Source organism: Aminobacter carboxidus, assembly GCF_014863355.1.
Taxonomy (GTDB): domain Bacteria; phylum Pseudomonadota; class Alphaproteobacteria; order Rhizobiales; family Rhizobiaceae; genus Aminobacter; species Aminobacter carboxidus.
Genome location: NZ_JACZEP010000002.1, coordinates 552,126 through 576,502 on the forward strand (window position 1 = coordinate 552,126; position 24,377 = coordinate 576,502).

The 24,377-nt window shown below is 63.7% G+C and carries 29 protein-coding genes; 21 read left to right on the plus strand and 8 right to left on the minus strand.

Annotation, left to right across the window (positions count from 1 at the left end; all coding sequences use genetic code 11):
* Positions 1-324: 324 nt before the first annotated feature.
* From rplU to IHE39_RS10335, 3 genes are all read left to right on the plus strand, one after another.
* The gene (rplU, locus tag IHE39_RS10325; RefSeq protein ID WP_115730352.1) at positions 325-756 is read left to right on the plus strand and encodes a 50S ribosomal protein L21; all 432 of its coding nucleotides are present in this window, start codon (positions 325-327) and stop codon (positions 754-756) included.
* A 24-nt stretch (positions 757-780) separates the two neighbouring features.
* The gene (rpmA, locus tag IHE39_RS10330) at positions 781-1,050 is read left to right on the plus strand and encodes a 50S ribosomal protein L27 (protein ID WP_055974797.1); all 270 of its coding nucleotides are present in this window, start codon (positions 781-783) and stop codon (positions 1,048-1,050) included.
* A 123-nt stretch (positions 1,051-1,173) separates the two neighbouring features.
* On the plus strand, positions 1,174-1,761 hold the full coding sequence (locus IHE39_RS10335; protein WP_184768033.1) for a GNAT family N-acetyltransferase: 588 nt from the start codon (positions 1,174-1,176) through the stop codon (positions 1,759-1,761).
* A gap of 9 nt (positions 1,762-1,770) precedes the next feature.
* Here the strand turns inward: IHE39_RS10335 and IHE39_RS10340 are convergent, their stop codons facing one another.
* Positions 1,771-2,628, minus strand: coding sequence for an endonuclease/exonuclease/phosphatase family protein (locus IHE39_RS10340; RefSeq protein ID WP_192566397.1), 858 nt, complete (start codon positions 2,626-2,628; stop codon positions 1,771-1,773).
* A gap of 117 nt (positions 2,629-2,745) precedes the next feature.
* Here IHE39_RS10340 and obgE point away from each other — a divergent pair, with 117 nt between their 5' ends.
* The 4 genes from obgE (at position 2,746) to IHE39_RS10360 (ending at position 6,916) form a co-directional block, all read left to right on the plus strand.
* Entirely contained in the window at positions 2,746-3,783 is a 1,038-nt protein-coding gene (obgE, locus tag IHE39_RS10345; protein WP_184768031.1) for a GTPase ObgE, read from the plus strand.
* Between the two features lie 16 nt (positions 3,784-3,799).
* The gene (gene proB / locus IHE39_RS10350; protein WP_184768582.1) at positions 3,800-4,942 is read left to right on the plus strand and encodes a glutamate 5-kinase; all 1,143 of its coding nucleotides are present in this window, start codon (positions 3,800-3,802) and stop codon (positions 4,940-4,942) included.
* Between the two features lie 3 nt (positions 4,943-4,945).
* Complete coding sequence (locus IHE39_RS10355) at positions 4,946-6,232, plus strand: glutamate-5-semialdehyde dehydrogenase (protein ID WP_192566398.1); 1,287 nt, start codon at positions 4,946-4,948, stop codon at positions 6,230-6,232.
* An 87-nt stretch (positions 6,233-6,319) separates the two neighbouring features.
* Positions 6,320-6,916 carry a nicotinate-nucleotide adenylyltransferase gene (locus IHE39_RS10360; protein WP_115730357.1) on the plus strand — a complete coding sequence of 199 codons (597 nt, stop codon included), beginning with the start codon at positions 6,320-6,322 and terminating at the stop codon, positions 6,914-6,916.
* 97 nt (positions 6,917-7,013) lie between these two features.
* On the opposite strand, the gene IHE39_RS10365 is transcribed toward IHE39_RS10360, so the two are convergent.
* Positions 7,014-7,844, minus strand: a complete 831-nt coding sequence (locus IHE39_RS10365; RefSeq protein ID WP_192566399.1) for an AraC family transcriptional regulator — start codon at positions 7,842-7,844, stop codon at positions 7,014-7,016.
* A 194-nt stretch (positions 7,845-8,038) separates the two neighbouring features.
* On the opposite strand from IHE39_RS10365, the gene IHE39_RS10370 reads away from it, so the two are divergent.
* The 10 genes from IHE39_RS10370 to IHE39_RS10415 all read left to right on the plus strand — a co-directional run bounded on the left by IHE39_RS10370 (position 8,039) and on the right by IHE39_RS10415 (position 17,555).
* Positions 8,039-9,286, plus strand: a complete 1,248-nt coding sequence (locus tag IHE39_RS10370) for an MFS transporter (protein WP_192566400.1) — start codon at positions 8,039-8,041, stop codon at positions 9,284-9,286.
* Positions 9,287-9,453: 167 nt separating this feature from the next.
* Positions 9,454-9,831: a ribosome silencing factor gene (rsfS, locus tag IHE39_RS10375; protein ID WP_184768027.1), complete on the plus strand. Its 378-nt coding sequence runs from the start codon at positions 9,454-9,456 to the stop codon at positions 9,829-9,831.
* Between the two features lie 17 nt (positions 9,832-9,848).
* Entirely contained in the window at positions 9,849-10,331 is a 483-nt protein-coding gene (gene rlmH / locus IHE39_RS10380) for a 23S rRNA (pseudouridine(1915)-N(3))-methyltransferase RlmH (RefSeq protein WP_192566401.1), read from the plus strand.
* 139 nt (positions 10,332-10,470) lie between these two features.
* Positions 10,471-11,772, plus strand: a complete 1,302-nt coding sequence (locus IHE39_RS10385; RefSeq protein ID WP_246485442.1) for a murein hydrolase activator EnvC family protein — start codon at positions 10,471-10,473, stop codon at positions 11,770-11,772.
* A 1-nt stretch (position 11,773) separates the two neighbouring features.
* Positions 11,774-13,102 (plus strand): S41 family peptidase, encoded by a 1,329-nt coding sequence (locus IHE39_RS10390; protein WP_184768024.1) that lies wholly within the window; start codon positions 11,774-11,776, stop codon positions 13,100-13,102.
* 109 nt (positions 13,103-13,211) lie between these two features.
* On the plus strand, positions 13,212-14,366 hold the full coding sequence (locus IHE39_RS10395; protein ID WP_192566403.1) for a divergent polysaccharide deacetylase family protein: 1,155 nt from the start codon (positions 13,212-13,214) through the stop codon (positions 14,364-14,366).
* A gap of 6 nt (positions 14,367-14,372) precedes the next feature.
* Positions 14,373-14,891, plus strand: a complete 519-nt coding sequence (locus tag IHE39_RS10400; protein WP_192566404.1) for an RNA pyrophosphohydrolase — start codon at positions 14,373-14,375, stop codon at positions 14,889-14,891.
* Between the two features lie 281 nt (positions 14,892-15,172).
* The gene (gene rnk / locus IHE39_RS10405) at positions 15,173-15,601 is read left to right on the plus strand and encodes a nucleoside diphosphate kinase regulator (protein ID WP_184768021.1); all 429 of its coding nucleotides are present in this window, start codon (positions 15,173-15,175) and stop codon (positions 15,599-15,601) included.
* Positions 15,602-15,707: 106 nt separating this feature from the next.
* On the plus strand, positions 15,708-16,250 hold the full coding sequence (locus tag IHE39_RS10410; protein WP_184768020.1) for a GreA/GreB family elongation factor: 543 nt from the start codon (positions 15,708-15,710) through the stop codon (positions 16,248-16,250).
* 57 nt (positions 16,251-16,307) lie between these two features.
* The gene (locus IHE39_RS10415) at positions 16,308-17,555 is read left to right on the plus strand and encodes a D-amino acid dehydrogenase (RefSeq protein WP_192566405.1); all 1,248 of its coding nucleotides are present in this window, start codon (positions 16,308-16,310) and stop codon (positions 17,553-17,555) included.
* Positions 17,556-17,563: 8 nt separating this feature from the next.
* Here IHE39_RS10415 and IHE39_RS10420 read toward each other — a convergent pair whose 3' ends face one another.
* From IHE39_RS10420 to IHE39_RS10430, 3 genes are read right to left on the minus strand one after another with little or no spacing between them, the layout of a single operon-like run.
* Positions 17,564-17,965 (minus strand): VOC family protein, encoded by a 402-nt coding sequence (locus IHE39_RS10420; RefSeq protein WP_184768018.1) that lies wholly within the window; start codon positions 17,963-17,965, stop codon positions 17,564-17,566.
* 4 nt (positions 17,966-17,969) lie between these two features.
* Positions 17,970-18,599, minus strand: coding sequence for a transcriptional regulator (locus IHE39_RS10425; protein ID WP_192566406.1), 630 nt, complete (start codon positions 18,597-18,599; stop codon positions 17,970-17,972).
* A 58-nt stretch (positions 18,600-18,657) separates the two neighbouring features.
* A complete protein-coding gene (locus tag IHE39_RS10430; RefSeq protein ID WP_184768016.1) occupies positions 18,658-19,539 on the minus strand; it encodes a LysR family transcriptional regulator in 882 nt (293 codons plus the stop codon).
* A 182-nt stretch (positions 19,540-19,721) separates the two neighbouring features.
* On the opposite strand from IHE39_RS10430, the gene IHE39_RS10435 reads away from it, so the two are divergent.
* Positions 19,722-21,218 carry a CoA-acylating methylmalonate-semialdehyde dehydrogenase gene (locus IHE39_RS10435; protein WP_184768015.1) on the plus strand — a complete coding sequence of 499 codons (1,497 nt, stop codon included), beginning with the start codon at positions 19,722-19,724 and terminating at the stop codon, positions 21,216-21,218.
* A gap of 257 nt (positions 21,219-21,475) precedes the next feature.
* Here IHE39_RS10435 and IHE39_RS10440 read toward each other — a convergent pair whose 3' ends face one another.
* Positions 21,476-21,703: a helix-turn-helix domain-containing protein gene (locus IHE39_RS10440; RefSeq protein WP_184768581.1), complete on the minus strand. Its 228-nt coding sequence runs from the start codon at positions 21,701-21,703 to the stop codon at positions 21,476-21,478.
* Position 21,704: 1 nt separating this feature from the next.
* Entirely contained in the window at positions 21,705-22,346 is a 642-nt protein-coding gene (locus IHE39_RS10445) for a hypothetical protein (RefSeq protein ID WP_184768014.1), read from the minus strand.
* Between IHE39_RS10445 and IHE39_RS10450 the strand changes: the two genes are divergently transcribed.
* The 3 genes from IHE39_RS10450 to IHE39_RS10460 are packed head-to-tail and all read left to right on the plus strand — an operon-like array spanning position 22,335 to position 23,684.
* Positions 22,335-22,946 (plus strand): hypothetical protein, encoded by a 612-nt coding sequence (locus IHE39_RS10450; protein ID WP_192566407.1) that lies wholly within the window; start codon positions 22,335-22,337, stop codon positions 22,944-22,946. The two genes, IHE39_RS10445 and IHE39_RS10450, sit on opposite strands and share 12 nt — an antisense overlap.
* 52 nt (positions 22,947-22,998) lie before the next feature.
* Positions 22,999-23,238, plus strand: coding sequence for a type II toxin-antitoxin system Phd/YefM family antitoxin (locus IHE39_RS10455; RefSeq protein ID WP_192566408.1), 240 nt, complete (start codon positions 22,999-23,001; stop codon positions 23,236-23,238).
* Complete coding sequence (locus tag IHE39_RS10460; RefSeq protein WP_192566409.1) at positions 23,238-23,684, plus strand: PIN domain-containing protein; 447 nt, start codon at positions 23,238-23,240, stop codon at positions 23,682-23,684. The genes IHE39_RS10455 and IHE39_RS10460 overlap by 1 nt, the downstream gene beginning before the upstream one ends.
* 21 nt (positions 23,685-23,705) lie before the next feature.
* Here IHE39_RS10460 and IHE39_RS10465 read toward each other — a convergent pair whose 3' ends face one another.
* Positions 23,706-24,353 (minus strand): GntR family transcriptional regulator, encoded by a 648-nt coding sequence (locus IHE39_RS10465; RefSeq protein WP_192566410.1) that lies wholly within the window; start codon positions 24,351-24,353, stop codon positions 23,706-23,708.
* Between the last annotated feature and the right edge of the window lie 24 nt (positions 24,354-24,377).

The window sequence follows — 24,377 nt, forward strand, 5'->3', positions numbered from 1 at the left end:
GTCAGTTGGGCCAAAATCCGTTCCGGGCGGCTTGTTCGCCGGCGTTTCGTCTGGTGCCGGATTGCCTCGGCGGTTGTCCGTCTTCGCTGAAGCCTGTATCCAGCTTCGGTCTTCGCGAGGCTTGAAGCGCCTGGCTGGCCGCAATACGGCAGCAAAGCCAAGGTGTTCGCCTTGACTTCATGGCAACCTTCGGTTACGGGACGCCCTGCAATTGGGGTGGAGGGTTCTCTGCGCCATTTGTCATGAACCCGTAACGACTGACAAAAAGACGGCCGAACCGCTCAGGTGGTTCAAAAAGGCCGACCGAACAGCGAAAGGCATAATATGTTCGCAGTCATCAAAACGGGCGGTAAGCAGTATCGCGTTGCCGCCAATGATGTAATCAAGGTTGAGAAGCTCGTCGGCGCCGCCGGCGACACCGTGGAATTCGTTGAAGTGCTCGCCGTTGGCGAAGGCGAAAACGCCGAGATCGGCGCGCCCTTCGTTGCTGGCGCAGTGGTGACGGCGGAAGTGGTCGAGCACGGCCGCAATAAGACCGTGATCGCCTTCAAGAAGCGTCGTCGCCAGAACTCGCGTCGCGCCCGCGGTCACCGCCAGCACCACACCACTGTCCGGATCTCCGAGATCCTGACCGGCGGTGCGAAGCCTTCGAAGAAGGCGGCAGTGAAGGCCGAAGCCGCAGCTGACGTTGCTGCAGAAAAGCCCGCGAAGAAGGCAGCGCCGAAAAAGGCTGCAGCCGTCGCGGAATCAGAGTAATCAGAGCGCTGAAGGAGAACATCCATGGCACATAAAAAAGCTGGCGGTTCGTCGCGCAACGGTCGCGATTCAGAGTCGAAGCGCCTTGGCGTCAAGAAGTTCGGTAGCGAATCCGTGATTCCGGGCAACATTATCGTTCGTCAACGCGGCACCACCTGGCATCCCGGCGTCAACGTCGGCATGGGCAAGGATCATACGCTTTTTGCGCTCGAAGCAGGCGCGGTGACCTTCAATAAAAAAGCCAATGGCCGAACCTACGTATCGGTTAATCCGATTCTCAAGGCCGCGGAGTAGCCGGTTCCGCACTACAACACCGGCGCCCCATCTCGGGAACCGGTGTCTGGCCAAGCCAGGAAAAGGATCAGGGGAGATGGGTTTCCATCTCCCCTTTTTCATTTTTTCCTGGAGGATTTTGACATGGTTGCCGAAAAGGACGACGTCGAAGACGAAAGATTGTCGATCGACTGCCCGATATTGCTGACCGAACGGCTGGTCCTGCGCCCGCCGCACGAAGACGACATCCCCGAGCTGGTGCAGCTGGCCGACAACCGCCACATCGCCGAGATGCTGTCGCGGATGCCGCACCCTTACGGTGAGGCCGAAGCGCGAGCTTTCCTGTCGATGGCGCGAACGCGAAGCGGTGGTGCAGTCTATGCCATCACCATCGCCGACACCGGCGCTTTCGTCGGTTCAGCAGGGCTCAACGTCACCGATCGCGGCCTCGAACTCGGTTACTGGATCGGCGAACCCTACTGGAAGTCGGGCTATGCCACCGAAGCGGCGCATGCGCTTGTCGATCTTGCCTTCCGGGCGACCGATGTTGCCGTGCTCAACGTCTCGTGCCGGGTCATCAACCCGGCGTCGCGTCGGGTGATCCACAAGTGCGGCTTCCAATATGCCGGCCAGGGCATGTTGAACTCGATCGTTGCCGGCCAGGTGCCGGTCGAGCGCTATCGCCTCGATCGCAAGACCTGGGCTAGCCTCAGGTCGTGGGCGCGGTTCTGAGCTGACGGCTCAGGCCAGCTCGACCCACACCGGCTGGTGGTCGGAGCCTGCCGCATCGGCGTCGATGCGTACGGATCTGACCTTGGCGGAAAGGTTGGCCTGGACGAAGACGTAGTCGATGAGGCGGGTCTTTTCCGGATGGGTCGTGTCGGTCCAGGAGACCGATCCATTGGGAACGCCACCTGCCAGCGCGTAGGCATCGACGGGGTGATGGGCGACGATCTGGGCACCTTCGACAGCGTCGGGCGCGCCGGTCATCGCCAGATGTTCGGGCGAGCCTGATACCATGTTGAAGTCGCCCAAAAGCACGAATTCTTCGGGGCAGGGGAGCTCGGGGAATCCGTATTCGGCAGCGCCTGAAATGGCGCCGCCTTCCATCGGATAGGCGTAGACCCGTTGCTTGAGGTGACGGATCTGCGCCATCCGCTCTTCGAGATTGACGTGGTCGAGATGTACCGAATAGACGCGCAGCGGACCCGATGGCGCCATGACGAGCGCTTCGAGTGCGGCGCGTTGCAGGTTGCCGCGATTGAGGCGAAGGCTGCGCGGCAAAAGCAGGCAACGCGACGCAACGATCGGCCAGCGCGACATGACCATGTTGCCGAACTGCAGCCGCTTGTTGGCCGGCTTGCCGTTCTCGAGCAGGCCGAAATCGATGTCCATGGCAACGCCATAGATGTGAAAGTAGTCGGGCAGCAATTCGGCAAGGCCTGCGACCATGTCGGCGCCGTTGTTGCGCATGAAATTGCGGGTCACCTCCTGCAGGGCGATGATGTCGGCGCCCGCGACGCTGGCGGCGATGCGCCCGAGGTCGTAGCGGCCGTCACGGCCGATGCCATACTGGGTGTTGTAGGTGACCAGCTTCACTGTCGAAATCTCCCCGTCATATCAGGCGGCTTCCAATCCGCTCTCGCCCTTAGCCACGCCTTGCGTTATGGCAGGTTCGCTGAAACAACCAAATAGCAACAAGAAACGAACAGTCCGATGAAATTTCTCGATCAAGCCAAGGTTTACATCCGCTCCGGCAATGGCGGTGCCGGCGCGGTGTCGTTCAGGCGCGAAAAATTCATCGAGTTCGGTGGACCCGACGGCGGCGACGGCGGCCGTGGCGGCGACGTCTGGCTCGAGGTCGTCGACGGGTTGAATACGCTGATCGACTATCGCTACCAGCAGCATTTCAAGGCGCAGACCGGCGTGCATGGCATGGGGCGCAACATGACCGGCGCCAAGGGCTCCGACATCATCCTGAAAGTGCCTGTCGGTACCCAGGTCTACGAAGAAGACAACGAGACGCTGATTTGCGACCTGACGCAGGTCGGCCAGCGCTACCTGCTCGCCAAGGGCGGCAATGGCGGCTTCGGCAACCAGCATTTCAAGACCTCGACGAACCAGGCGCCGCGCCGCGCCAATCCCGGCCTGGACGGCCAGGAGATGTGGGTCTGGCTCAGGCTCAAGCTGATCGCCGACGCTGGCCTGGTGGGCCTGCCCAATGCCGGCAAGTCGACCTTCCTTGCCTCGGTCACGGCGGCCAAGCCCAAGATCGCCGACTATCCCTTCACCACGCTGCATCCGGGCCTTGGCGTTGCCCGTATCGACGCCCGCGAATTCGTCATCGCCGACATCCCTGGCCTCATCGAAGGTGCACATGAAGGTGTTGGCATCGGTGACCGCTTCCTCGGCCATGTCGAGCGTACCCGCGTCTTGCTGCATCTCGTTTCGGCGCAGGAAGAAAACCCGGGCAAGGCCTACAAGGTCGTGCGCGGCGAGCTCGAAGCCTATGGCCATGGGCTGACCGACAAGATCGAGATCGTGGCGCTGTCTCAGGTCGACACGCTCGACCCTGATGAACGCAAGAAGAAGGTGGCGTCGCTGAAGCGGGCGGCGGGACGTGCGCCGATCCTGCTTTCGGCGGTTACCCGCGAAGGCGTCGAAGAGACGTTGCGTTCGCTGATGAGCGTTGTTGAGGAAGCGCGGCAGGCCAGCGGCGAGGTGGCACCCTCCGACGCGCGCTGGACCAAGTAGGCCGACCCCGATGACGATCCCTTCGCTGAAGACCTACAAGCGGATCACCGTCAAGATCGGTTCAGCCTTGCTGGTCGATCGAACAACCGGCCTGAAGCGGGAATGGCTCGCTTCGATGGCCGACGACATCGCGACGTTGGCAGAGGCCGGCGCCGACGTTTTGGTGGTGTCGTCAGGCGCGATCGCGCTCGGCCGCACCATCCTTGGCCTCGGCAAGCGCGCATTAAAGCTCGAGGAAAGCCAGGCGGCAGCGGCCGTCGGCCAGATCGCCTTGTCGGGTGCCTGGGCGGAAGAGCTCGCCCGCAAGGGGCTGAAGTCGGGCCAGATTCTGGTCACGCTCGGCGACACCGAGGAGCGCCGCCGCTATCTCAATGCGCGCGCCACCATCTCGACCCTGCTCAAGTTGAACGCGGTACCCGTCATCAACGAAAACGACACCGTGGCGACGAGCGAAATCCGCTATGGCGACAATGATCGCCTCGCGGCACGCGTCGCAACGATGATGGGCTCGGACCTTCTGGTGTTGTTGTCCGACATCGACGGGCTCTACACCGCCCCTCCGGCGCGCGACCCCGATGCGAAGTTCATCCCCGTGGTTGATCGCATCACACCCGACATCGAGGCGATGGCAGGTGCGGCGGCGTCCGAGCTGTCGCGCGGCGGCATGCGCACCAAGCTCGATGCCGGCAAGATCGCGACTGCCGCCGGCACCGCGATGATCATCACTGCCGGCACACGCCTGTCGCCGCTGATGGCGATCGAGCGCGGCGAGCGCGCCACCTATTTCCGCCCGAGCGGCAATCCGGTGAAGGGTTACAAGAGCTGGATCGCCGGACAACTCGAACCGGCGGGCCGACTGACGGTCGATGCGGGTGCGGTGGGTGCGCTGCTGTCGGGCAAGTCGCTGCTGCCTGCCGGCGTGAAGCTGGTCAGCGGCAATTTCTCGCGTGGCGACACGGTGGCGATCCTGTCGCCCGAGGGGCGCGAGATCGCGCGCGGGTTGGTTGCCTATGACGCTGCGGATGCCGTAAGGATCGCTGGACTGAAGACGGCGGAGATTGAGACCGTTCTCGGCTACGAGGCACGCTCGGCGATGATCCATCGCGACGACCTCGTGGTCAGCCATACGGACAAGGTTGCGGTGCAAGCGGAAGGGTAGGACATGCTGAAAGCGCATGAGAAGTCCCATGAGGATACGGCGCGGCTGATGGCTGATATCGGCCGCAAGGCTCGTGCCGCCGCCCGCCCACTTGCCATCGCCTCCGCCGAACGCAAGCATGCTGCTCTCATCGGCATGGCCGAAGCCATCCTGCACCGCGAGCACGAGATTCTCGACGCCAACGCCATCGACGTGAAGAACGGCGAGGAGGCTGGCCTTAGCGGCTCTTTCATGGATCGCCTCAAACTGACATCAGGCCGCATCCGCGACATGGCTGACGGTATCAGGGCGATTGCCGATCTCAGGGATCCGGTCGGCGAGGTGATCGCCGCGTGGGATCGGCCAAACGGACTGCATATCGAGCGCGTGCGCACGCCGCTCGGTGTCATCGGCGTGATCTATGAAAGCCGTCCCAATGTGACCGCCGATGCCGGTGCGTTGTGTCTCAAGGCGGGCAACCCGGTGATCCTGCGCGGTGGCTCGGACTCGCTCAATTCGTCGCTGGCGATCCATGCCTGCCTGGTCGAGGGGCTGAAGTCGGCCAACCTGCCCGAAGACGCGATCCAGCTGGTGCCGGTGGCTGATCGTGCAGCGGTGGGCGAAATGCTCAAGGGCCTGTCGGGCAATCTCGACGTCATCATCCCACGCGGCGGCAAGAGCCTCGTCGAGCGCGTCCAGACCGAGGCGCGCGTGCCCGTTTTCGCCCATCTCGAGGGCATCTGCCATCTCTACATCGACAAGTCGGCCGAGCTCGACATGGCGGTGGGCATAACCGTCAACGCCAAGATGCGTCGCACTGGTATCTGCGGTGCCGCCGAGACCCTGCTTGTCGACCGTGCTGTGGCCTCTACCCATCTGGTGCCGGTGCTGGAAGCGCTGCGCAAGGCCGGCTGCGAAATCCATGCCGACGAAGACGTCCTTGCGGCCTTTGCCGATGCCAAGCCTGCGACCGATGCCGACTGGGTGACCGAATATCTCGACGCCATCATTTCGGTGAAGCTGGTCGACGGGATCGCCGGCGCCATCGAGCATATCGAGACGTTCTCCTCGCACCATACCGAGGCGATTGTCGCAGAAGATGCGAAGGCCGTCGAACGTTTCTTCAACGAGATCGACTCGGCAATCCTGCTGCACAATGCCTCGACGCAGTTCGCCGATGGTGGCGAGTTCGGCATGGGTGCCGAGATCGGCATCGCCACCGGCAAGATGCATGCGCGCGGACCGGTCGGCGTCGAGCAACTGACCTCATTCAAGTACCGCGTGCGCGGTAACGGCCAGCTTCGGCCGTGACGGAAAGCATCGGGCTGGTGTGACGGCTCAGGGGGCCTAAAGTTGCTGTTGCCGTCGGAGCCGCCAGTTCCCCAAAAGTACCTGCGCATGCCCCATGCGATGAAGGGCATGCAGGTCGGGCTGTTCGGTGGATCGTTCAATCCGCCGCATGCCGGTCATGGTCTTGTCACCGAGATCGCCATGCGTCGCCTGCAACTCGACCAGTTGTGGTGGATGGTCACGCCCGGAAATCCGTTGAAGAGCACGCGCGAGTTGGCACCGCTCGCCAGGCGCATCGAACTGTCGGAACAGATTGCGGAAAACCCGCGCATCAAGGTCACTGCCTTCGAGGCCGCGCACCGTGTTCGCTACACTGCCGACACGCTGGCGCTGATCAAGGCGCGCAATCCCGGCGTCGATTTCGTCTGGATCATGGGCGCCGACAATCTGCGCGACTTTCATCGTTGGCAGCGCTGGCGCCAGATCGTCATGACCTTCCCGATCGCCGTCATCGACCGGCCTGGGGCGACGCTGTCGTTTCTCTCGTCGGTGGTCGCCAAGACCTTCGACTATGCGCGCGTCGACGAGGGCGACGCCCCGCTGCTGGCGCGGATGAAGGCCCCTGCCTGGACCTTCATCCACGGGCCCCGTTCCCTGCTGTCGTCGACGGCGCTGAGGAACGGGACAGCCAAGGACAAGTCCTAAAGCGGTTCCGCATTGTCTTCGAAAAGCGAAGACACTCCAGCTCTTTGTCTGGCCAGTTCCGGAGGGAAAGCCGCTGCGCACTTTTCCTGGAATTGCGCTAATTCTTGATCGGGATCCAGAGCTCGTAGCCGCCATTGCCCGTCGCCGGGTCGAAACTCTCGGGATAGAGCTCGAAATTCGGGCCGTCGGCGGCTTCATGTCCCGATGTCGGCAACCACTTGCTCCACACCGTGTGGGTGATACGGCGGATCATCGAGATATGGTCGGTGGTGGCAAATACCGCATAGCGCTGCGGGGCGATGCGCAACCGGCTGTACTCCGACGTCAGGTCCGAGAAATCCTTGACCTCGACGCCGGCGATGTACTCGAAGCTGTCGTCGTCAAAGTTGTGGCAGACGCCGTAGCCAACATAGTTCTTCTGGCCGGGCACACTGCCGAAATGCGGGCCGAAGCGCTGCCACAGCGACGGGATCGCCAGGCTCGTCTCGCTGGTGTAGCGCTGGCCGAAGCCGGCGATGAGCAAGGGGCCGCCGTCGACAAAGCGCGACGGAGCAAGGTTTTCGACAAAGGTTTCGTCCATCTTGAGATGCTCCAGGCATTGGGGCTGGGAAACGGAGCCGTTCGCGCGTACCTCCTCGGGCGTCTGCCCGAAGCGGTCGCGGAAGGCCCGGGTGAACGCCTCATGCGAACCGTAGCCGGCGTCCAGCGCGACCGCCAGAATGTCGGGCGCGCCCTTGGCCAGCGCATGCGCCGCATCTGTCAGGCGGCGGGCTCTGAGATAACCCGTGACCGAATGGCCGGTGGCGGCAGCGAAGGCGCGGGACATGTGGAAGCGCGAGACGCCGCCGGCGGCGGCGACCTCGTCGAGCCCGATGTCCCTGGAATAGTGGCTTTCGATGTACCAGATGGCTTTTTGAACGGGGGTCATAGGTGTTTCCGCATGAGGACGCCCCGATATGCCTGTTGCCGGGACGGTCCATTTGATCGCGCTTGCTGCACAGCGCCTTTTTTGCAGCGATGTCGATGTCAATACGACGTCCTGCCCGCCTTTTTTGACCTCGCCAGCATGCTCGATGTCGCAATTGCGGCTGCGCCAGCGCCGTGGACGGGCGAGGTTGCTGCATGGATATGCGGGACGACACGAGTACGGCCGAGGAGGGCGAACGGACACCGGCGATCGCGGTTGCCGGCGTGATCGCGGCGATGGCGCTGCTCGCCGTCGGCAATGGCCTGATGTTCGGCTACATTCCGGTCAGCCTGGGTGCTGCCGGATATGCCCCGACCTGGGCCGGCTCGATCCTGACCGGACTGTCGGCGGGCGGCCTGGCCGGGTGCCTGCTCACCGGCATGCTGGTGCGCCGCGTCGGCCATGCCAGGGCCTATATGGTGTTTTCCGCGCTGATCGTGCTTTCCAACGTCGCCGTGGCGGCGGGACTGTTTCCGCTCGCCTGGATCGCTGCGCGGGTGCTCTACGGCTTTGCCATCTGCGGGCTGTTCATCGTGGCGCAGAGCTGGCTCAACGATGCCGTCGGCAACGACATACGCGGCCGGGTCATGGCGATCTTCTACGTCGCCTATGTCGTCGGCCTTGGTGTTGGCTCGTTTCTGCTGCGCTTCGTCGACATCGCAACGCCGCAGGCGCCGCTGCTTTGTGTCGCCTTCGCCGCCATTTCCATCCTGCCCGTCGGGCTGACCCGCCTGCGCCAGCCACCGCCGCCGCTGGCCGCCTCGGTGGCGCTGGCGAGGGCGTGGCGGATTTCTCCGGTCGGCGTTGCCGGCATGCTTGCCGTCGGCGGGCTGTCGATGATGATCGCCGGCTTTGCGCCGATCCATGCCACGGCAAGCGGCTTCAGCCAACGGGAGGTGGCGACACTGCTGTTTGCCATGCCGCTCGGAACGCTTCTGTTCCAGATTCCATTGGGCTGGATCTCCGATCGTACCGACCGGCGCTATGTGCTCGTCGCTGCAGGGCTTTTGGTGGTGGTCGCCGGGCTTGCGGCAAACCGTTTCGACGGCAGCGCCTTGGCGCTGATGGTTGCGATCTATGTCGTGTGGAGCGGGGCGAGCGAATCGATCTATTCGCTGTCGAGCGCGCATGCGAGCGACCGCGCCCGCAAGGATGATCTCGTTGCGCTGTCGAGCAGCATGCTGTTTGCCTGGTCACTCTCGGGCTTCATCGTGCCCGGCCTCGGCACCTTGCTCACCGCGTTCTACGGCACCCAGGCGTTCATGTATGTCGCCACAGCCATCGCCGCGTTGTTCACCGCTTTCGTGCTCTGGCGCCTGCGCATCAACCAGGCGGTTCCGGAGGGCGAAGCGGGCAGTTTCTCGCCCATGTCGGCGCAGGTGCCGCCATCGACCGAGCCCTAGGAACCAAGGCGGCGGGCGCTGCCGGACGATCAACTTGTCGTCGCTGTCTTGAAACTGTAGCCCAACTCTGCCTATCTAAATGGTGTCGCCCGAGTTCAGGGTGATTTGGTTGTTCCTGTCGGAAAGGAAAGACACTGAGAACAGCACTTCGGAAGAAGGCAGACATCATGCCTTCGCCGGCCGGGATAGGCGAATTCGACGCTGTCACCCGCGCCCTCAAGACAGTCCTTGACAGTCTGGAAGACTCCAAGGCCGAAAACATCGTCTCCATCGACATCCAGGGGAAATCGAGCCTCGGCGACTATATGGTCATCGCCTCGGGTCGATCGCACCGTCATGTCGCTGCGGTAGCCGATCATCTTCTCACTGCGCTGAAGGATGCCGGTCTCGGCACTGCACGCGTCGAGGGGCTGTCGGGCGCCGACTGGGTCCTCATCGATTCAGGCGATATCATCGTCCATGTCTTCCGCCCCGAAATCCGCGAGTTCTACAACATCGAAAAGATGTGGCAGGCACCGGATTTCGAGGAAGAAACGGTTCATTGAGCCGCTAAGCGCCAGGGATGAAGGTCTGGGTACATGCCGTGGGCCGGATGAAAGCCGGCCCCGAGAAGGAACTCGCCGACCGCTATCTCGACCGTTTCTCGAAAAGCGGCGGTCCGCTTGGCCTCGACTTTTCAGGGGTCACCGAGATCGCCGAAAGCCGCGCGCAGAATGTCGACGAGCGGCGGCGCGAGGAAGCCGACAGGTTGCGCGCCCAGATGGCGTCGGGAACGGCGCTGATCCTGCTCGACGAGCGCGGCAAGAACTTCTCCTCACAACAATTCGCCGACAAGATTGCTTCGCTGCGCGACGGCGGCCAGCGCGGCCTGATGATCGCCATTGGCGGGCCTGACGGCCACGACGAGGCGTTGCGCAACGAAGCACAGCTATTGCTCTCGTTCGGCGCCGCCACCTGGCCGCACCAGATGGTCCGCATCATGCTCGGTGAGCAGCTCTATCGTGCCGCGACCATTCTTTCAGGGCATCCCTATCATCGCGCCTGAATGCCCGGAATTCGACAAAATGGCTGGTCAAGGCTGCCGAGCGGCCTTGTCGGCCAAACATGGTTGATGGTTCGTTAACGATGCCGCCGCTAGAGTCGCAAGCATACAACCGGATCATCTGATGGCGCGGAACTCCCCAATGAAGGCGTGGCTTCAACCATGCCGCGGCATCGTCGCGGCTGGCTGGATTGGGCTCGCCTGCGGGGCTGCTCTCGCCCAGGTGGGACCACCCCTGCCGGATCCGGACCGAACCCGCTCCGAACTCGAGAATCTGTCGCGTGTGATAGAGGTTTCAGCCGAGCGGCGCGAAAAGCTGGCGGCCGAGATCGCCCAGGTGAAGAAGGATCACGCTTCGATTACCGCGGCGCTGATCCAGTCGGCCAAGACCGAACGCAAGCTTGCCCAGGATATCGAAGACATTGCCGGCAAGCTCGAGGGGCTGAAGGAGCAAGAGGCGGGCATCCGCACATCACTCAACATGCGCCGCGGCGTGCTTGCCGAGGTTCTGGGGGCGCTGCAGCGCATGGGCCTCAATCCGCCGCCGGCAATCCTGGTCAAGCCAGAGGATGCGCTGTCGTCGATCCGCAGCGCCATTCTTCTCGGCGCCGTGGTGCCCGAGCTGCGCGCGGAAACGGAAATACTGATGGCCGACCTCAAGGAGTTGTCGCGGGTGGTCGCCTCGATCGAGGCGGAGCGCGACCGCCTGACGACCGCGATGACGGCACAGGCAGGCGAAAAGGCCCGGCTCGACCTTCTGCTCGAAGCCAAGGGCCGGCTGCGCTCGGAATCCGAGGTCGCACTTGCCGAAGAAACGAAAAAATCCTCCGAACTCGCGGCACGTGCGGAAAGTCTCAAAGATTTGATCGCCTCGCTCGACAAGCAGGCGGCGAAGAAGGCGGCCGACGCCGAGGCGGCAAGGAAGCAAGCGGAGGAGGCTGCCAAGGCAGCAAACAAACCCGTCGTCCCGGTGGTGCCCGATGCGAACCAACTCGTTGCTTCCGCTCCATTTTCTCTGCTCCAGGGGCAGGTGGCGCTACCCGTCTCCGGGCGTGTGAAACGCCGCTTCGGCGCCGACGACGGCATCGGCGGAACCATGCTTGGGGACATGGTTGCGACACAATCGGGCGCCATCGTCACCGCTCCGGCGGATGGAAGTGTTCTTTATGCGGGGCCGTTCCGCTCCTATGGTCAACTCTTGATCCTCAACGCCGGCGACGGCTATCATGTCGTCTTGGCGGGGATGAGCAGAATCAGCGTCGCGCCGGGTCAGTCCGTACTAGCAGGCGAGCCGATCGGTGCGATGGGAGAGGCGAGGGTGGCGAGCACCTCAGCCTCAGACAATGCAAATGCGACGCCGGAGCTCTACGTCGAGTTCCGCAAGGATGGAAAACCCGTCGATCCGACCCCGTGGTGGGCGGACCGTACCTCTGGAAGGACATGAAATGATGCGTAAACTGTCGCTTCTGCTTGCCGGGGCGCTGATGGGGGGCTCAGCGATGAGCCTGGTATACGGTGCGCCTAGCTCGACAGCGAATGCGGCGGGTTCCGAAACCTACCGCCAGCTCGCCATCTTCGGCGACATCTTCGAACGCGTGCGCGGCCAGTATGTGACCCCGCCGGACGAGAAGTCGCTGGTCGAAAACGCCATCAATGGCATGCTGACTTCGCTCGATCCGCATTCGTCATATCTCAACGCTGAAGCCGCCAAGGACATGCGCGTCCAGACCAAGGGCGAGTTCGGCGGCCTCGGCATCGAGGTGACGATGGAAAACGAGCTGGTCAAGGTCATCACCCCGATCGACGACACGCCGGCCGCCAAGGCCGGCGTTCTGGCCGGCGACTACATTTCCAAGATCGACGGCGAAGAGGTTCGCGGCCTGACGCTGAACGACGCCGTCGAAAAGATGCGCGGCCTGATCAACACGCCGATCAAGCTGACGATCCTGCGCGAAGGGGCCGACAAGCCGATCGAGCTGTCGATCATGCGCGACGTCATCAAGGTCAAGGCCGTCAAGTTCCGCGTCGACAACGACGTCGGCTACCTGAAGGTCACCTCCTTCACCGAAAAGACCTTCGATGACCTGCAGAACGCGATCGTGACGATCAAGAAGCAGATCCCGGCGGAGAAGCTGAAGGGCTTTGTGCTCGACCTCCGCCTCAACCCGGGCGGCCTGCTCGATCAGGCGGTCAGTGTGTCCGACACCTTCCTCGACCGTGGCGAGATCGTTTCGACCCGTGGCCGCGATCCGAAGGACATCACCCGCTTCGACTCGCGCCCTGGCGACAACATCGACGGCAAGCCGCTGATCGTGCTGATCAATGGCGGTTCGGCGAGTGCGTCGGAAATCGTCGCCGGCGCGCTGCAGGACCTGCGTCGCGCCACCGTGGTGGGCACGCAGTCGTTCGGCAAGGGTTCGGTGCAGACCATCATCCCGCTGGCCGAGAACGGCGCGCTCAGGCTGACGACGGCGCTCTATTACACGCCGTCGGGCAAGTCGATCCAGGGCAAGGGCATCACGCCCGACATCAAGGTCGACCAGCCGCTGCCGGCAGATCTGCAGGGTCGCGACGTGACCCGTGGCGAATCCGAGCTCAAGGGCCACATCAAGGGCGCCGAGGAAAGCGACAAGGGTTCGGGCTCGGCTGCCTATGTGCCGCCGGAGCCGAAAGACGACCTGCAGCTCAACTATGCGCTGGAGCTGTTGCGCGGACAGAAGACCGATCCGGCCTTCCCGCCCAACCCCGACAAGGCCGTGATGAACCAGCAGTAAGGCGTGGCCGGCGAAGCGCTGGCCTGCTCAACATGACAATGCCATGCTGCCGGGACCGCAAGGTTCCGGCAGTTTGATTCGGGGAGGCTGGCTTCGGCCATAAGGCGGCTTGGTGCAGATCGAAAAGGAAATCGACCGTCCGCTCGGACAGGCGCCGCGCCGTCCGGCAGGCAGGCGCTTCGCCTGGCTGCGCAAGGGCCCGTTGCTTGCCGGCCTGTGCGTCGTGGCGTTGGTGGCGGCCTCGGCCTCGATAGCACTTCGCCAGAAGCCGTTTCGTACACCTGAAGTCGTTGCCGTGGCGACGCCCGAAGTGGTTGCCACGCCTGCCCAAGCCGTGGCCAAGCCGAAACCGGCCTCGACTCCGACCAGCGGCGGCCCGCAGATCATTCGCGTCAATCCACCCGAGAGCGAGGGTGGTGCCGTGGTGGTCCGCGATCCATCGGCTGTCGGGCAGAATGTGCGCATTGCCCACTTGCCGGAAAAGGCGCTGATCGAGGCCAGCGCGTCCGGGCCGCTGCCGATACGAGCAGCCGACGGGCGCCGCCCGTTCGACGTCTATGCCAGGGCCTGGTCCGGCGCGCGCGGCGCGCGGGTGGCGATCGTGATCGGCGGGCTCGGACTGTCGCAGACCGGAACCCAGACGGCGATCGGCAAGCTGCCGCCGGAGATCACGCTCGGCTTCGCACCGCAAGGCAACAGCCTGGGCCGCTGGATGCAGGCGGCGCGGCGCGCGGGCCATGAGATCGTCATGCAGGTGCCGCTCGAGCCGTTCGACTTTCCCAATGTCAATCCAGGGCGCAACACGCTGACCGTCGAGGCCGGTGCCGAGGAGATCCTCAAGAACCTGCGCTGGACGCTGTCGCGGACGACCAACTACACCGCCGTCATGAACTACATGGGCGCGCGCTTCTCGACGAGCCCGGAGGCGATGGGCGTGATGATGGCCGAACTTGGCAAGCGCGGCATCGGTTATGTCGACGACGGCTCTTCGGCGCGCAGCCTGGCGCCCGAGACGGCGCTGAAGAACGGCGTGCCGTTTGCCGCCGGCGATGCGATCATCGACAGCGTGCAGGATCGTGGCGCGATCCTCGACAAGCTCGACGAGCTGGAGCGGACCGCGCGTGCCAAGGGCTTTGCCATTGGCACCGGCAATGCATTCGACGTCACGGTCGACGCCGTGGCCTCATGGGCAAGCGAGGCGCGCAAGCGTGGCATCGAGATCGTGCCGATCTCGGCTGTCGCGAGCGACCCCGAACGAGGATAGGGATTGATGTCGAAGACCAGGACCGCGCTCGAAGACCTGCCTTACCGCCCCTGTGTCGGCATCATGGTGCTGAACGCCAGGGGCATGGTCTGGGCCGGGCACCGCATCGCCGAACCGGACGGCGAACTGTCCGACACCGACCGGCTGTGGCAGATGCCGCAGGGTGGCATCGACAAGGGCGAGACTCCTTATCCCGCGGCCCTGCGCGAGCTTTATGAAGAAACCGGCATGCGCAGCGTCAGCCTGCTTGCCGAAGCGCCCGACTGGATCAACTACGACCTGCCGCCGCATCTTTTGGGCATCGCCTTCAAGGGCAAGTATCGCGGCCAGACGCAGAAATGGTTCGCTTTCCGCTTCGAGGGCGAGGAAAACGAGATCGCCATCAACCCGCCTCCCGGCGGCCATTCGGCCGAATTCGACAGCTGGGCGTGGAAGCCGATGTTCGAGCTGCCCGAGCTGATCGTGCCGTTCAAGCGCAAGGTCTATGACGAGGTCGTGGCAGCGTTCAGGCACTTGGCTGGATAGCGCCTGGCTGGTCGCCCTTGACAAGCAAGGCGGGGTCGGCGACCCTTCGGCCATGTGCACCTACGTTCATATTGGCAGCTTTGCCCTGTTCCGGGTCTGCCCCATCGCGGGATCCTAGCCCCGGCTCGGTCGCTTTGCGACGTCCGAGCCCTGGGGCCCATTCTTCAACGCATAAATCATGAGAACCGGGCCGCGTAGCGGGACGGTCTGAACATTTGGGCACGTCCGCTTGCGCGGACGGACCGGTCGTGCGCGTTCCCGCGACGGCCGGACGAGAATCCATGAGGCATCCATTGCGCCAGAACATCAAGCAGCGCCGCGAACATGAGATCGTGGTGAGCGAAAACGACCATGCCAGGCTGACCGGCCTCGCCGAATCCAGCCTTGATCGGCTGCCCGGAATTGCCGAGGAACTGCTCGCCGAAATGGAGCGCGCCAAGATCAGGCCGCTCAGCCGAATCCCGGCCAATGTCGTGCGCATGGGCTCGACCGTGACGTTCCGCGGCGGCGATGGCGAGGTCAAGACAGTGACGCTGGTCTATCCCGGGAAGGCCGACATCGCCGAAGGCAAGGTCTCGATCCTGACGCCGGTAGGTGCTGCTCTGATCGGTCTTCGCGAAGGCCAGTCAGTCGCATGGACGTCGCGGGACGGGCGCCGCCTTGAGCTTGAGATCGTTGCCGTCGAAGCACCGCGGGCTGACGCCAACTGACGAGGCGCGAGCCCTAACCAGCCCAATTCTGAAATCCCGCCTGCGCGTCCACTTTGACGCTCGGCGCTGCATGCCGGGCAACACCCGGTGCTTGCGGAGACAAGCTATGTCCAAATGTCAGTTGACGACCAAGGATTTTGCCATCGTCAAGACGATGCTCGATCGCCTGGCCTGGTCGGGCGGCCCGCTGGTGGCGCTGTTGCGCCGGAAGCTCGCCTCGGCCCATGTGGTGTTTTCAAACGAGGCCGATGCCGATGTGGTGACGCTGAACAGTCGCGTCACCTTCAGTGTCGATGGCGGCGCACCGCATACCCGCATTGTCGCGCATGGGCCGATGGACGGCATGGTCGGCCAGATCATTCCAATCACCGTGCCGCGCGGGCTTGCACTGCTTGGCCTGCGCAAGGGTCAGTCGATCTTGGTCGACTGCGGTCGCGGCGAGACCGAGACCATCCGCGTCGACGAAATCCACTACCAGCCGGAGTCGGCGCGGCCGGGCGTCACCACGCCGGAAGTTCGCGCCAACCCCGGGGAACGCCGCTTTCCGGTGCTGGTGTTCAGCGCCGATGAGCCACAACCTCTTGGCGCGCCCAGAAAAATCCGTCACACCACAAGCAATGGCGACGACCCGGGCCCCACAGCGGCCTGACGGGCGCCTGTGGGTTTGTGCATGCGCCATAGTCTGGGGCGTGCATCTGGGGGCGCAATGAAGGTCATAGTCCTCGGCGGCGGCATCATCGGGGTGACGACCGCCTATTATCTTGCCGAAGCCGGCCACGAGGTCGTCGTCTACGACCGCCAGAAGGGACCGGCGCAAGAGGCCAGCTATGCCAATTCAGGCGAGATTTCCTCCGGCTGCGCCGCGCCGCTGGCGGCACCAGGCGTGCCGCTCAAGGCGCTGAAATGGCTCGCCATGAAGGATGGGCCATTTTCCTTCCGGCCGAAATTCGATCCCAAGATGTGGATGTGGCTGGCCCGGATGCTGCGCAACTGCACGGCCGAGCGATATCAGGCGAACAAGGCACTGATGGTGCCGCTCGCCGAATACAGCCGCGACATGTTGCGCGTGCTGCGCGAGGGCACCGACATTGCCTATGACGACCTCAGCCACGGCACCTTGCAGCTGTTTCGAACCCAGGAACAACTCGACGGCATCGCATCCGATGTTGCGGTGCTCGACAGGTTGGAGGTGCCTTACGAAATCCTTGATGCGGCGGGCTGCATCGAGGCGGAGCCTGGCCTTGCGGCAGCGCGCCACGACATCACTGGCGGCCTGCGCCTGCCCGATGACGAGACCGGCGACTGCCGGTTGTTCGCCGAGCGGCTGACCGAGCTCTGCGTCGAGCGAGGTGTCGTGTTCAAATTCGGCCAGAAGGTCTACTCGATCGATGCCTGGGGTGGAAAAGTCCAACGCATCACAGCCGACGGTCCCGGAGAAGCCGACGCTTTCGTTCTGGCGGCTGGCAGCTATTCCGAACGCTTCATGCGCAAACTGCACCAGCGTGTGCCGCTCTATCCACTGAAGGGCTATTCGCTGACCGTGCCGATCGCCGACATAGATGCCGCGCCTGTGTCGACCGTCATCGACGATGCCAGCAAGGTTGCCATCACCCGGCTCGGCGACCATATCCGTATCGGCGGCACCATCGAGATGTCGGGCTTCGACCTGACCCTGCACGAATCGCGCCGCGCCCCACTCGAGCAGGCGCTGCGCGAACTGTTTCCGGGTGCCGGCAATCTGCGCGAGGCCCGTTTCTGGTGCGGCTTGCGGCCGATGACACCAGATGGCCCACCAATATTGGGCAGGACGAAATTGCCGAACCTGTTCATCAACACCGGGCACGGCATGCTCGGCTGGACCATGGCCTGCGGCTCCGGGAAAATCCTGGCCGACATGATCTCCGGCCGTGAGCCGGAGATCGATATCAGCGGGCTTGGTCCCGAGCGCTTTTGAGGTTGAGGTCAGGCCACCTTCTTCAGCGAGCGCGGCGCTTGCGCCGACTGGTAGATCGAGATGACGTGGCCGTCGGGATCGGCGAATTCGGACGACCAGCCCTCCGGTGCATGACTCACCGGGGTGACGATGGTCACGCCCTTGTCGGCTAGCGTCGACACGATGTCGTCGATGCCGCCATCGGCGATCTCGAAAACGATGATGGGCGAGTTGCCGGGCCGGGATTCCATTGCGAAGAAGATCAGGTCGACGCCGTTTACGGTGTTGGCGATGAGCCAGTCGCCGCCGGTGTCCTCGTCGCCTTCCATGCGCTGGATGTCGAGGCCCATGACGTCGCGATAGAACGCTTCGGTCCTGTCGATGTCCGAGACGTAGTAGCAGATGTTGCCAAGCTTGCTTTTGCTGAACATGGGGTCACTCCGTGATTTCGGTTGCACGTCTGCCAGGTTGCCGTGCGGCCGGGTTTTGTGAGGTGCCGATGACAAAAAGATGCCCGTCGGGATCATGACTGGCGAGCAGGGCGCCCGGCTGCCTGGCCAATGTGAGCAGGGAGCGCCTGATGCTGCCGAAGGCAAGTGTGCCTGATAGCCCCGGAATTTCTCCAACGGGATCGCCGCCAAACGCCAGCCAGCGCCGCCGGATCTCGGTGATACGCTGACGAAGGGCCGGATCGGCGAGGCGCTGCAGCCAGGCGATTTCCTGTCGCGTGTGGCCGGTCAGGGCAAGCAGCGTCGTCGTGCGCAGGCTAGGCGGCAAAGTTGCAACGAACCTGACCGGCGCGGCTTCATGCGGCGTTGGCTCGCAGCTGCCGACAGCGAATGGCGCTTCACGCCTTTTCCGCCGCACTGCCGAACGCGCGTCGAAAGCGGCGCGGCGGCGCAACGCGCCTTCCAACCAGCGCCGGTTCTCGACCTTCGACAGGTCGGTGCGCCCCGCTTCGACCGCCGCGACAAGCACTGTCTGCAGCAAGTCTTCGGCCTCGTCGGCGCGTCGCGTGGCGCGCCGGGCCTTGCGCAGCAATTCTGCGTAGGGGCGGGGCAGCAAATCCGTTTCCTCACTTGGGACGGCCGATGTTAGCGGATGTGCGAGATTGTCGGAAGGGTCAGATGAACAGCGCCCGTTCGCGTTCCACCGACTTGGTGATGAAGCCGGCCACCGTCTGGATACGGCGCAGCGGCCGGACGGACTCGTGATAGACCAGCCAGTAGGCGCGGCGGATCGGCGCGATCGCCGTCACCGGCACGATTTCTGAAATCGTGCGGGCAATGAAGGTGTGCAGGATGCCGATGCCGGCACCCGAGCGCACCGCCTCGACCTGGCCGAGCGCGGACGAGATCGAAAAGGCCGATTCCCACGAAGGGCTGAACTCGGCGGCATAGTCGAGCGAGGGGCTGACCACGAGGTCGGGCACGTAGCCGATCAGGCGATGGCCGGACAGTTCCGCGCGCGCTGTGGGCAGGCCATGCTCCTCGGCATAAGCGCGCGAGGCAAACAGGCCGAGCGAGTAGTCGACCAGTTTTGCCGCCACCAGCCGGCCTTCGCTCGGCCGTTCGGTGGTGATGGCGATGTCGGCCTCGCGCCGCGACAGCGAAAATGTCCGGGGAACCGGGACAAGCTGGATGCGCAGGTCGGCGTGCTGGGCGGTCAAAGTCCCCAAGCGTTGCGCCAGGAAGGCAACGCCAAAACCGTCGGGCGCGCCGATGCGCACGGTGCCCGAGACCTCGTCGCCTTCGCCCGATATCTCGGCGCGTGCGGTCAGCATGTCGGCTTCCATGCGCTCGGCGACTTCGAGGAAGCGTTCGCCAGTGGGCGTCAGTTCGCTGCCGGTGGTCAGACGCCGGAAGAGTTTTGTCTTCAACGCCTCTTCGAGTGCTGCGACGCGCCGCGAAACCGTTGCGTGATTGAGCTCCAGTCGACGCGCCGCGCCGAGGATCTGGCCGGTGCGGGCCACGGCGAGGAAGATACGGACGTCATCCCAGTTCATCGAAGGCCTCCATCCCTCGCGCCAGACCTGGCGCTGTCCGACCGCACCCTACTATGCATGAAATCGCATTCAAGCTCCTCTCGGTGTTTATTTTCTGCACAACGGTTGCGTTCGCCCTCGCGTTGCATATGCGCGCGTTAAGCGGGACAATGAGCCATCAACAAGTAACTGGGAGAGAGACGATGGTCGATTACGGTCATTTCATCGGCGGCAAGCATGTCGCTGGCACCAGCGGACGCAAGCAGGACGTTCTGCAGCCGATGGACGGCTCGGTGCGTGCCACCGTGGCGCTTGCCTCGGCGCAGGAACTGCGCGCCGCTGTCGAAAACGCCAAGGCAGCGCAGCCGGCATGGGCCGCCACCAACCCGCAGCGCCGCGTCCGCGTGCTGATGCGTTTCCTCGAACTGGTCAACAAGGAATATGACTCGCTGGCCGAACTGCTGGCGCGCGAGCACGGCAAGACCATCGCCGACGCCAAGGGCGACATCCAGCGCGGCCTAGAAGTCGTCGAAGTCTGCATCGGTGCCCCGCACATGATGAAGGGTGAGTTCACCGACGGCGCAGGCCCCGGCATCGACGTCTATTCGATGCGCCAGGCGCTCGGCGTCGTCGCCGGCATCACCCCGTTCAACTTCCCGGCGATGATCCCGCTGTGGAAGATCGCCCCGGCCATCGCCTGCGGCAACGCCTTCATCCTGAAGCCGTCCGAACGCGATCCGGGCGTGCCGATGCGCATCGCCGAACTGTTCCTCGAAGCGGGCCTTCCGGCGGGCATTCTCAACGTCGTCAACGGCGACAAGACCGTTGTCGACGCGATCCTCGACGATCCCGACATCAAGGCCGTCGGCTTCGTCGGCTCGACGCCGATCGCCCAGTACATTTACAGCCGTGGCTGCGCCAACGGCAAGCGCGTGCAGTGCTTCGGCGGTGCCAAGAACCACATGATCATCATGCCCGACGCGGACATGGACCAGACCGTCGACGCGCTGATCGGCGCCGGCTACGGCTCGGCCGGCGAGCGCTGCATGGCGATCTCCGTTGCCGTGCCGGTCGGTCACGACACTGCCGAGCGTCTGATGGAAAAGCTGATCCCGCGCGTCGAAAGCCTGAAGGTTGGTCCTTCGACCGACTCCTCGGCCGATTTCGGTCCGGTGGTGACGCGCGAGGCGCTCGAGCGCATCAAGGGTTACGTCGACATCGGCGTGAAGGAAGGCGCAAAGCTCGTCGTCGACGGCCGCGGCTTCAAGATGCAGGGCTACGAGAACGGCTTCTACATGGGCGGCTGCCTGTTCGACAACGTCACTGCAGACATGCGCATCTACAAGGAAGAGATCTTCGGGCCGGTGCTGTCGGTTGTTCGCGCTCCGAACTACGAAAACGCCATCAAGCTCGCCAACGACCACGAGATGGGCAACGGTGTTGCCATCTTCACCCGCGACGGCGATGCGGCTCGCGATTTCGCTTCGCGTGTCCAGGTCGGCATGGTCGGTATCAACGTGCCGATCCCGGTTCCGATCGCCTACTACACCTTCGGTGGCTGGAAGGCTTCGTCCTTCGGCGACCTGAACCAGCACGGTCCGGATGCGTTCCGCTTCTACACCAAGACCAAGACGGTGACCTCGCGCTGGCCGTCGGGCGTCAAGGACGGTGCCGAGTTCGTCATTCCGACGATGAACTAGGCCCGACGGGTACCCGGTTTGCACGTCCTCGCCGCGCTGCGGCTGCGGTCGTGCGGCCGGGCGTCAAGGATGGTGCCGAGTTCGTCATTCCGACGATGAACTAGGCCCGACGGGTACCCGGTTTGCACGTCCTCGCCGCGATGCGGCTGCGGTCGTGCGGCCGGGCGTCAAGGACGGTGCCGAGTTCGTCATTCCGACGATGAACTGATCCATCTCCCGAGACTGAAGAATGAAGCGGGCGCCCTTGGGCGCCCATTTTACGTTTCGTCCTCTTCTTCCGGTCCAGCCTGGTATTCGAGCAAGTCGCCAGGCTGGCAATCGAGCTCGGCGCAGATTCGCGCCAGCGTCGAGAAGCGCACGCCGCGCACCTTGCCGGATTTGAGCAGCGACAGGTTCTGTTCGGTGATGCCGACCTTGGCCGCGAGCTCCTTCGAGCGCATCTTGCGGCGCGCCAGCATCACATCGAGATTGACGACGATCGGCATGTCAGACGAACCGCTTGTTGTCGTCATCGATCTCCGAGGCCACGGAGAGCAGGTGGCCGAAGACGATCAAAATCCCTGACAGGATCACGGTGAGCAGTTCGTGGGTGCCGAAGCTGATCGCCAGGAAACGCTGGCCGACCGGCATGTCGATGCTGACGATCAATGAAACCAGTGGCGGGGCCAGGATCATCGCAATCGCATTGGTAAGGAAGGCGACGCCCGAGAGCCGCATCAAGCGTGCGCTCTTAGCACCGACGATGTCATGCAGGGCGATTTCGCGGAACGCCCGCCGCAGCGTCTGCAGCGCCCAGAGCAGCAGCCCCACCTGAGCGAGAAATGCGGTCGCCAGCAGCAGCATGGTTGAAGCCGACAGCTGTGCCGGCCTTGGAAGCGCCAATTTTTCGATGACGAAATTGCCGATCCAGGTCGGGTCGGACCACGCCAGCCACAGGCCGTAAACGACAAACAGGGCGACGACGCCCATCAATGCCGAGATCACCATGTCCATCCGCCTGCTCAGCAGCCGGGCACGTTCGCGGGCAGCCTTCATTTCCAGCCTCTTCAAATTCTGTTTGCAAAAATTATCGTAAAACAATAAGTCAACGCTGTCAAACAACCATGTGGAGGCAGCATGACCATTCATAAACGTTCGATTGCGGCGCTGGCCGGCCTGTTGGCGCTGTCTGCCTGCGGCTCGCTCAACCCGATGGCGCTGACCAAGCTCGCTGGCCTTAGTCCGCTGGAGATCGCGCCTGAACAGATCAGCGTTGCGGCCGTCATGCCGATCCCGCTCAGGCTCCGCACCGGTGATGTGGTGCTGCATTTCGTCATGGATGCACCGGCGCCCTATGGTCCGATCGACGAGAAGCTGCCGCTGGAGATCGTCGCGGGCGAAAATGCGCCGGGGGTTTCGGCCAGTCCTTCCTTCGAACGAATCCAGGTCGCCCGCGTCGCTGCGGCCGATCGAGCCCGACTGGCTGCGGCGCAGGCCAAGGCGCGCGCGTTCAAGGCGACTGGCAGAAAGGATGGCAAGGGCAGCATATCGGTGACGATCGCCGGCGGCTGCCGCGACGGCGCGGTCAATCCGGGGGCGCTGTCAGCGGAGATCTACATGCGCAGCAAGATCGAGGAACAGTACTTCCGGCTTTCATCGGTGAACCTGAGAAAGCTGCTTTCGGAGGATGCGCTCGCCAAGTTGCCGCTGTGCGAGGATGCGAAGGCGGAAGAAGACCCCGAGCCTTGAACGACAAATTTGATCGCCTTATAGTAGTGTAAATAACTACATGGTGTGTCGCATGGACGAAATGATTTCGGCTGCTGATGCCAACCGGGAGTTTTCCCGTCTGCTACGGGAGGTGCGCGACGGCAACAGCTTCGTGGTGACCAGTCATGGCCGGCCGGTCGCTCGCGTCGTACCTGCCACCGAGCCCGGCCAAACCGCGCGCGCTGCAAAGCAGCTTCTATTGGATCGCTTGCGTCGGCAGGTTCCGGCCGACACCGGGCACTGGTCGCGCGAAGAGCTTTACGACGATTGATGCGGTTCGCGCTGGACACCAACATTCTGGCCTATGCGGAAGGCGTCAATGACGCCAACCGCGCAGCCATGGCGCTCGACCTGCTTGCGCGTCTTTCTCAAGACGAGACCGTCATTCCGGTCCAGGTTCTCGGCGAGCTGTTCACCGTGCTTGTTCGCAAGGCCAATCGCAGCCCGCTCGAGGCGCGTGAGGCGATCCTGCAATGGCGTGACACGTTCGCTGTCGCCAATACGACGCCTGATGTCATGTTCAAGGCAGCCGATCTGGCGGCGGATCATCGATTGAGCATCTGGGACGCTGTCATACTTTGTGCCGCGTCCAGTGCCGGCTGTCGCCTGCTGCTGTCCGAGGACATGCAGGATGGCTTCACCTGGGGCGGGGTGACTGTGGTCAATCCGTTCGCCGCCAGTCCGCATCCGCTCCTTGCGGCCATGCTTGAGAACTGAATCCGGCGTCTGGCTAGCTGCTCACCGCGTCGCCGCGGCTTCGGCGTGGGCGCGCAGCATCGCCATCAGCCGCTCGGCCTCCTGGGCGGCGCTGTCTTCGTCATGCTCGAGAATGGAGCGGATCAGCGCGACATGATGTTCGGCCGACGCGGCGAGCCCGGTGTCGCGCTGGTAGCGGAACCAGAAGCGGCGGCTGTGGGTCTGCAGGGGGGCTGCGAGGCGGGCGGCGAAGTCGTTGTCGGCGGCCAGCGCGAGCGCCTCGTCGAGCGCCTTGTCGGCTGCGAGGAAGCCGAGCACGTCGGCCGACAGCACGGCTTTTTGCATCGCCAAGGCGGCCGCGTGGAATTGATTGGCTGCGTCGCGGGTGACGAAACGGGCCGCCGATCGGGCAAGCACCACTTCGATGCCGCGGCGCGCGTCGAGCACGCGCAGCCAGTCGCCGGGATGCAGCGGCGCGATCGCCAGACCGGCGCGCGGCCTGATTTCGACCAGTCCTTCCCAGGCCAGGCGCTGGATCGCCTCGCGCACAGGCGTGCGGCCGAGGCCGAGCCTGTCGATCAGCGCCCCTTCGGTGGCGATGGTACCGGGAGCAAGTTCGAGGGTCACGATGAGCCGCTCGAGCTCGTGATAGGCTCGTGTCGCAGCCGGTTCCAGTTTCTCAGCTTGCATGACCGAATCTCTTGAAAGAGCGAT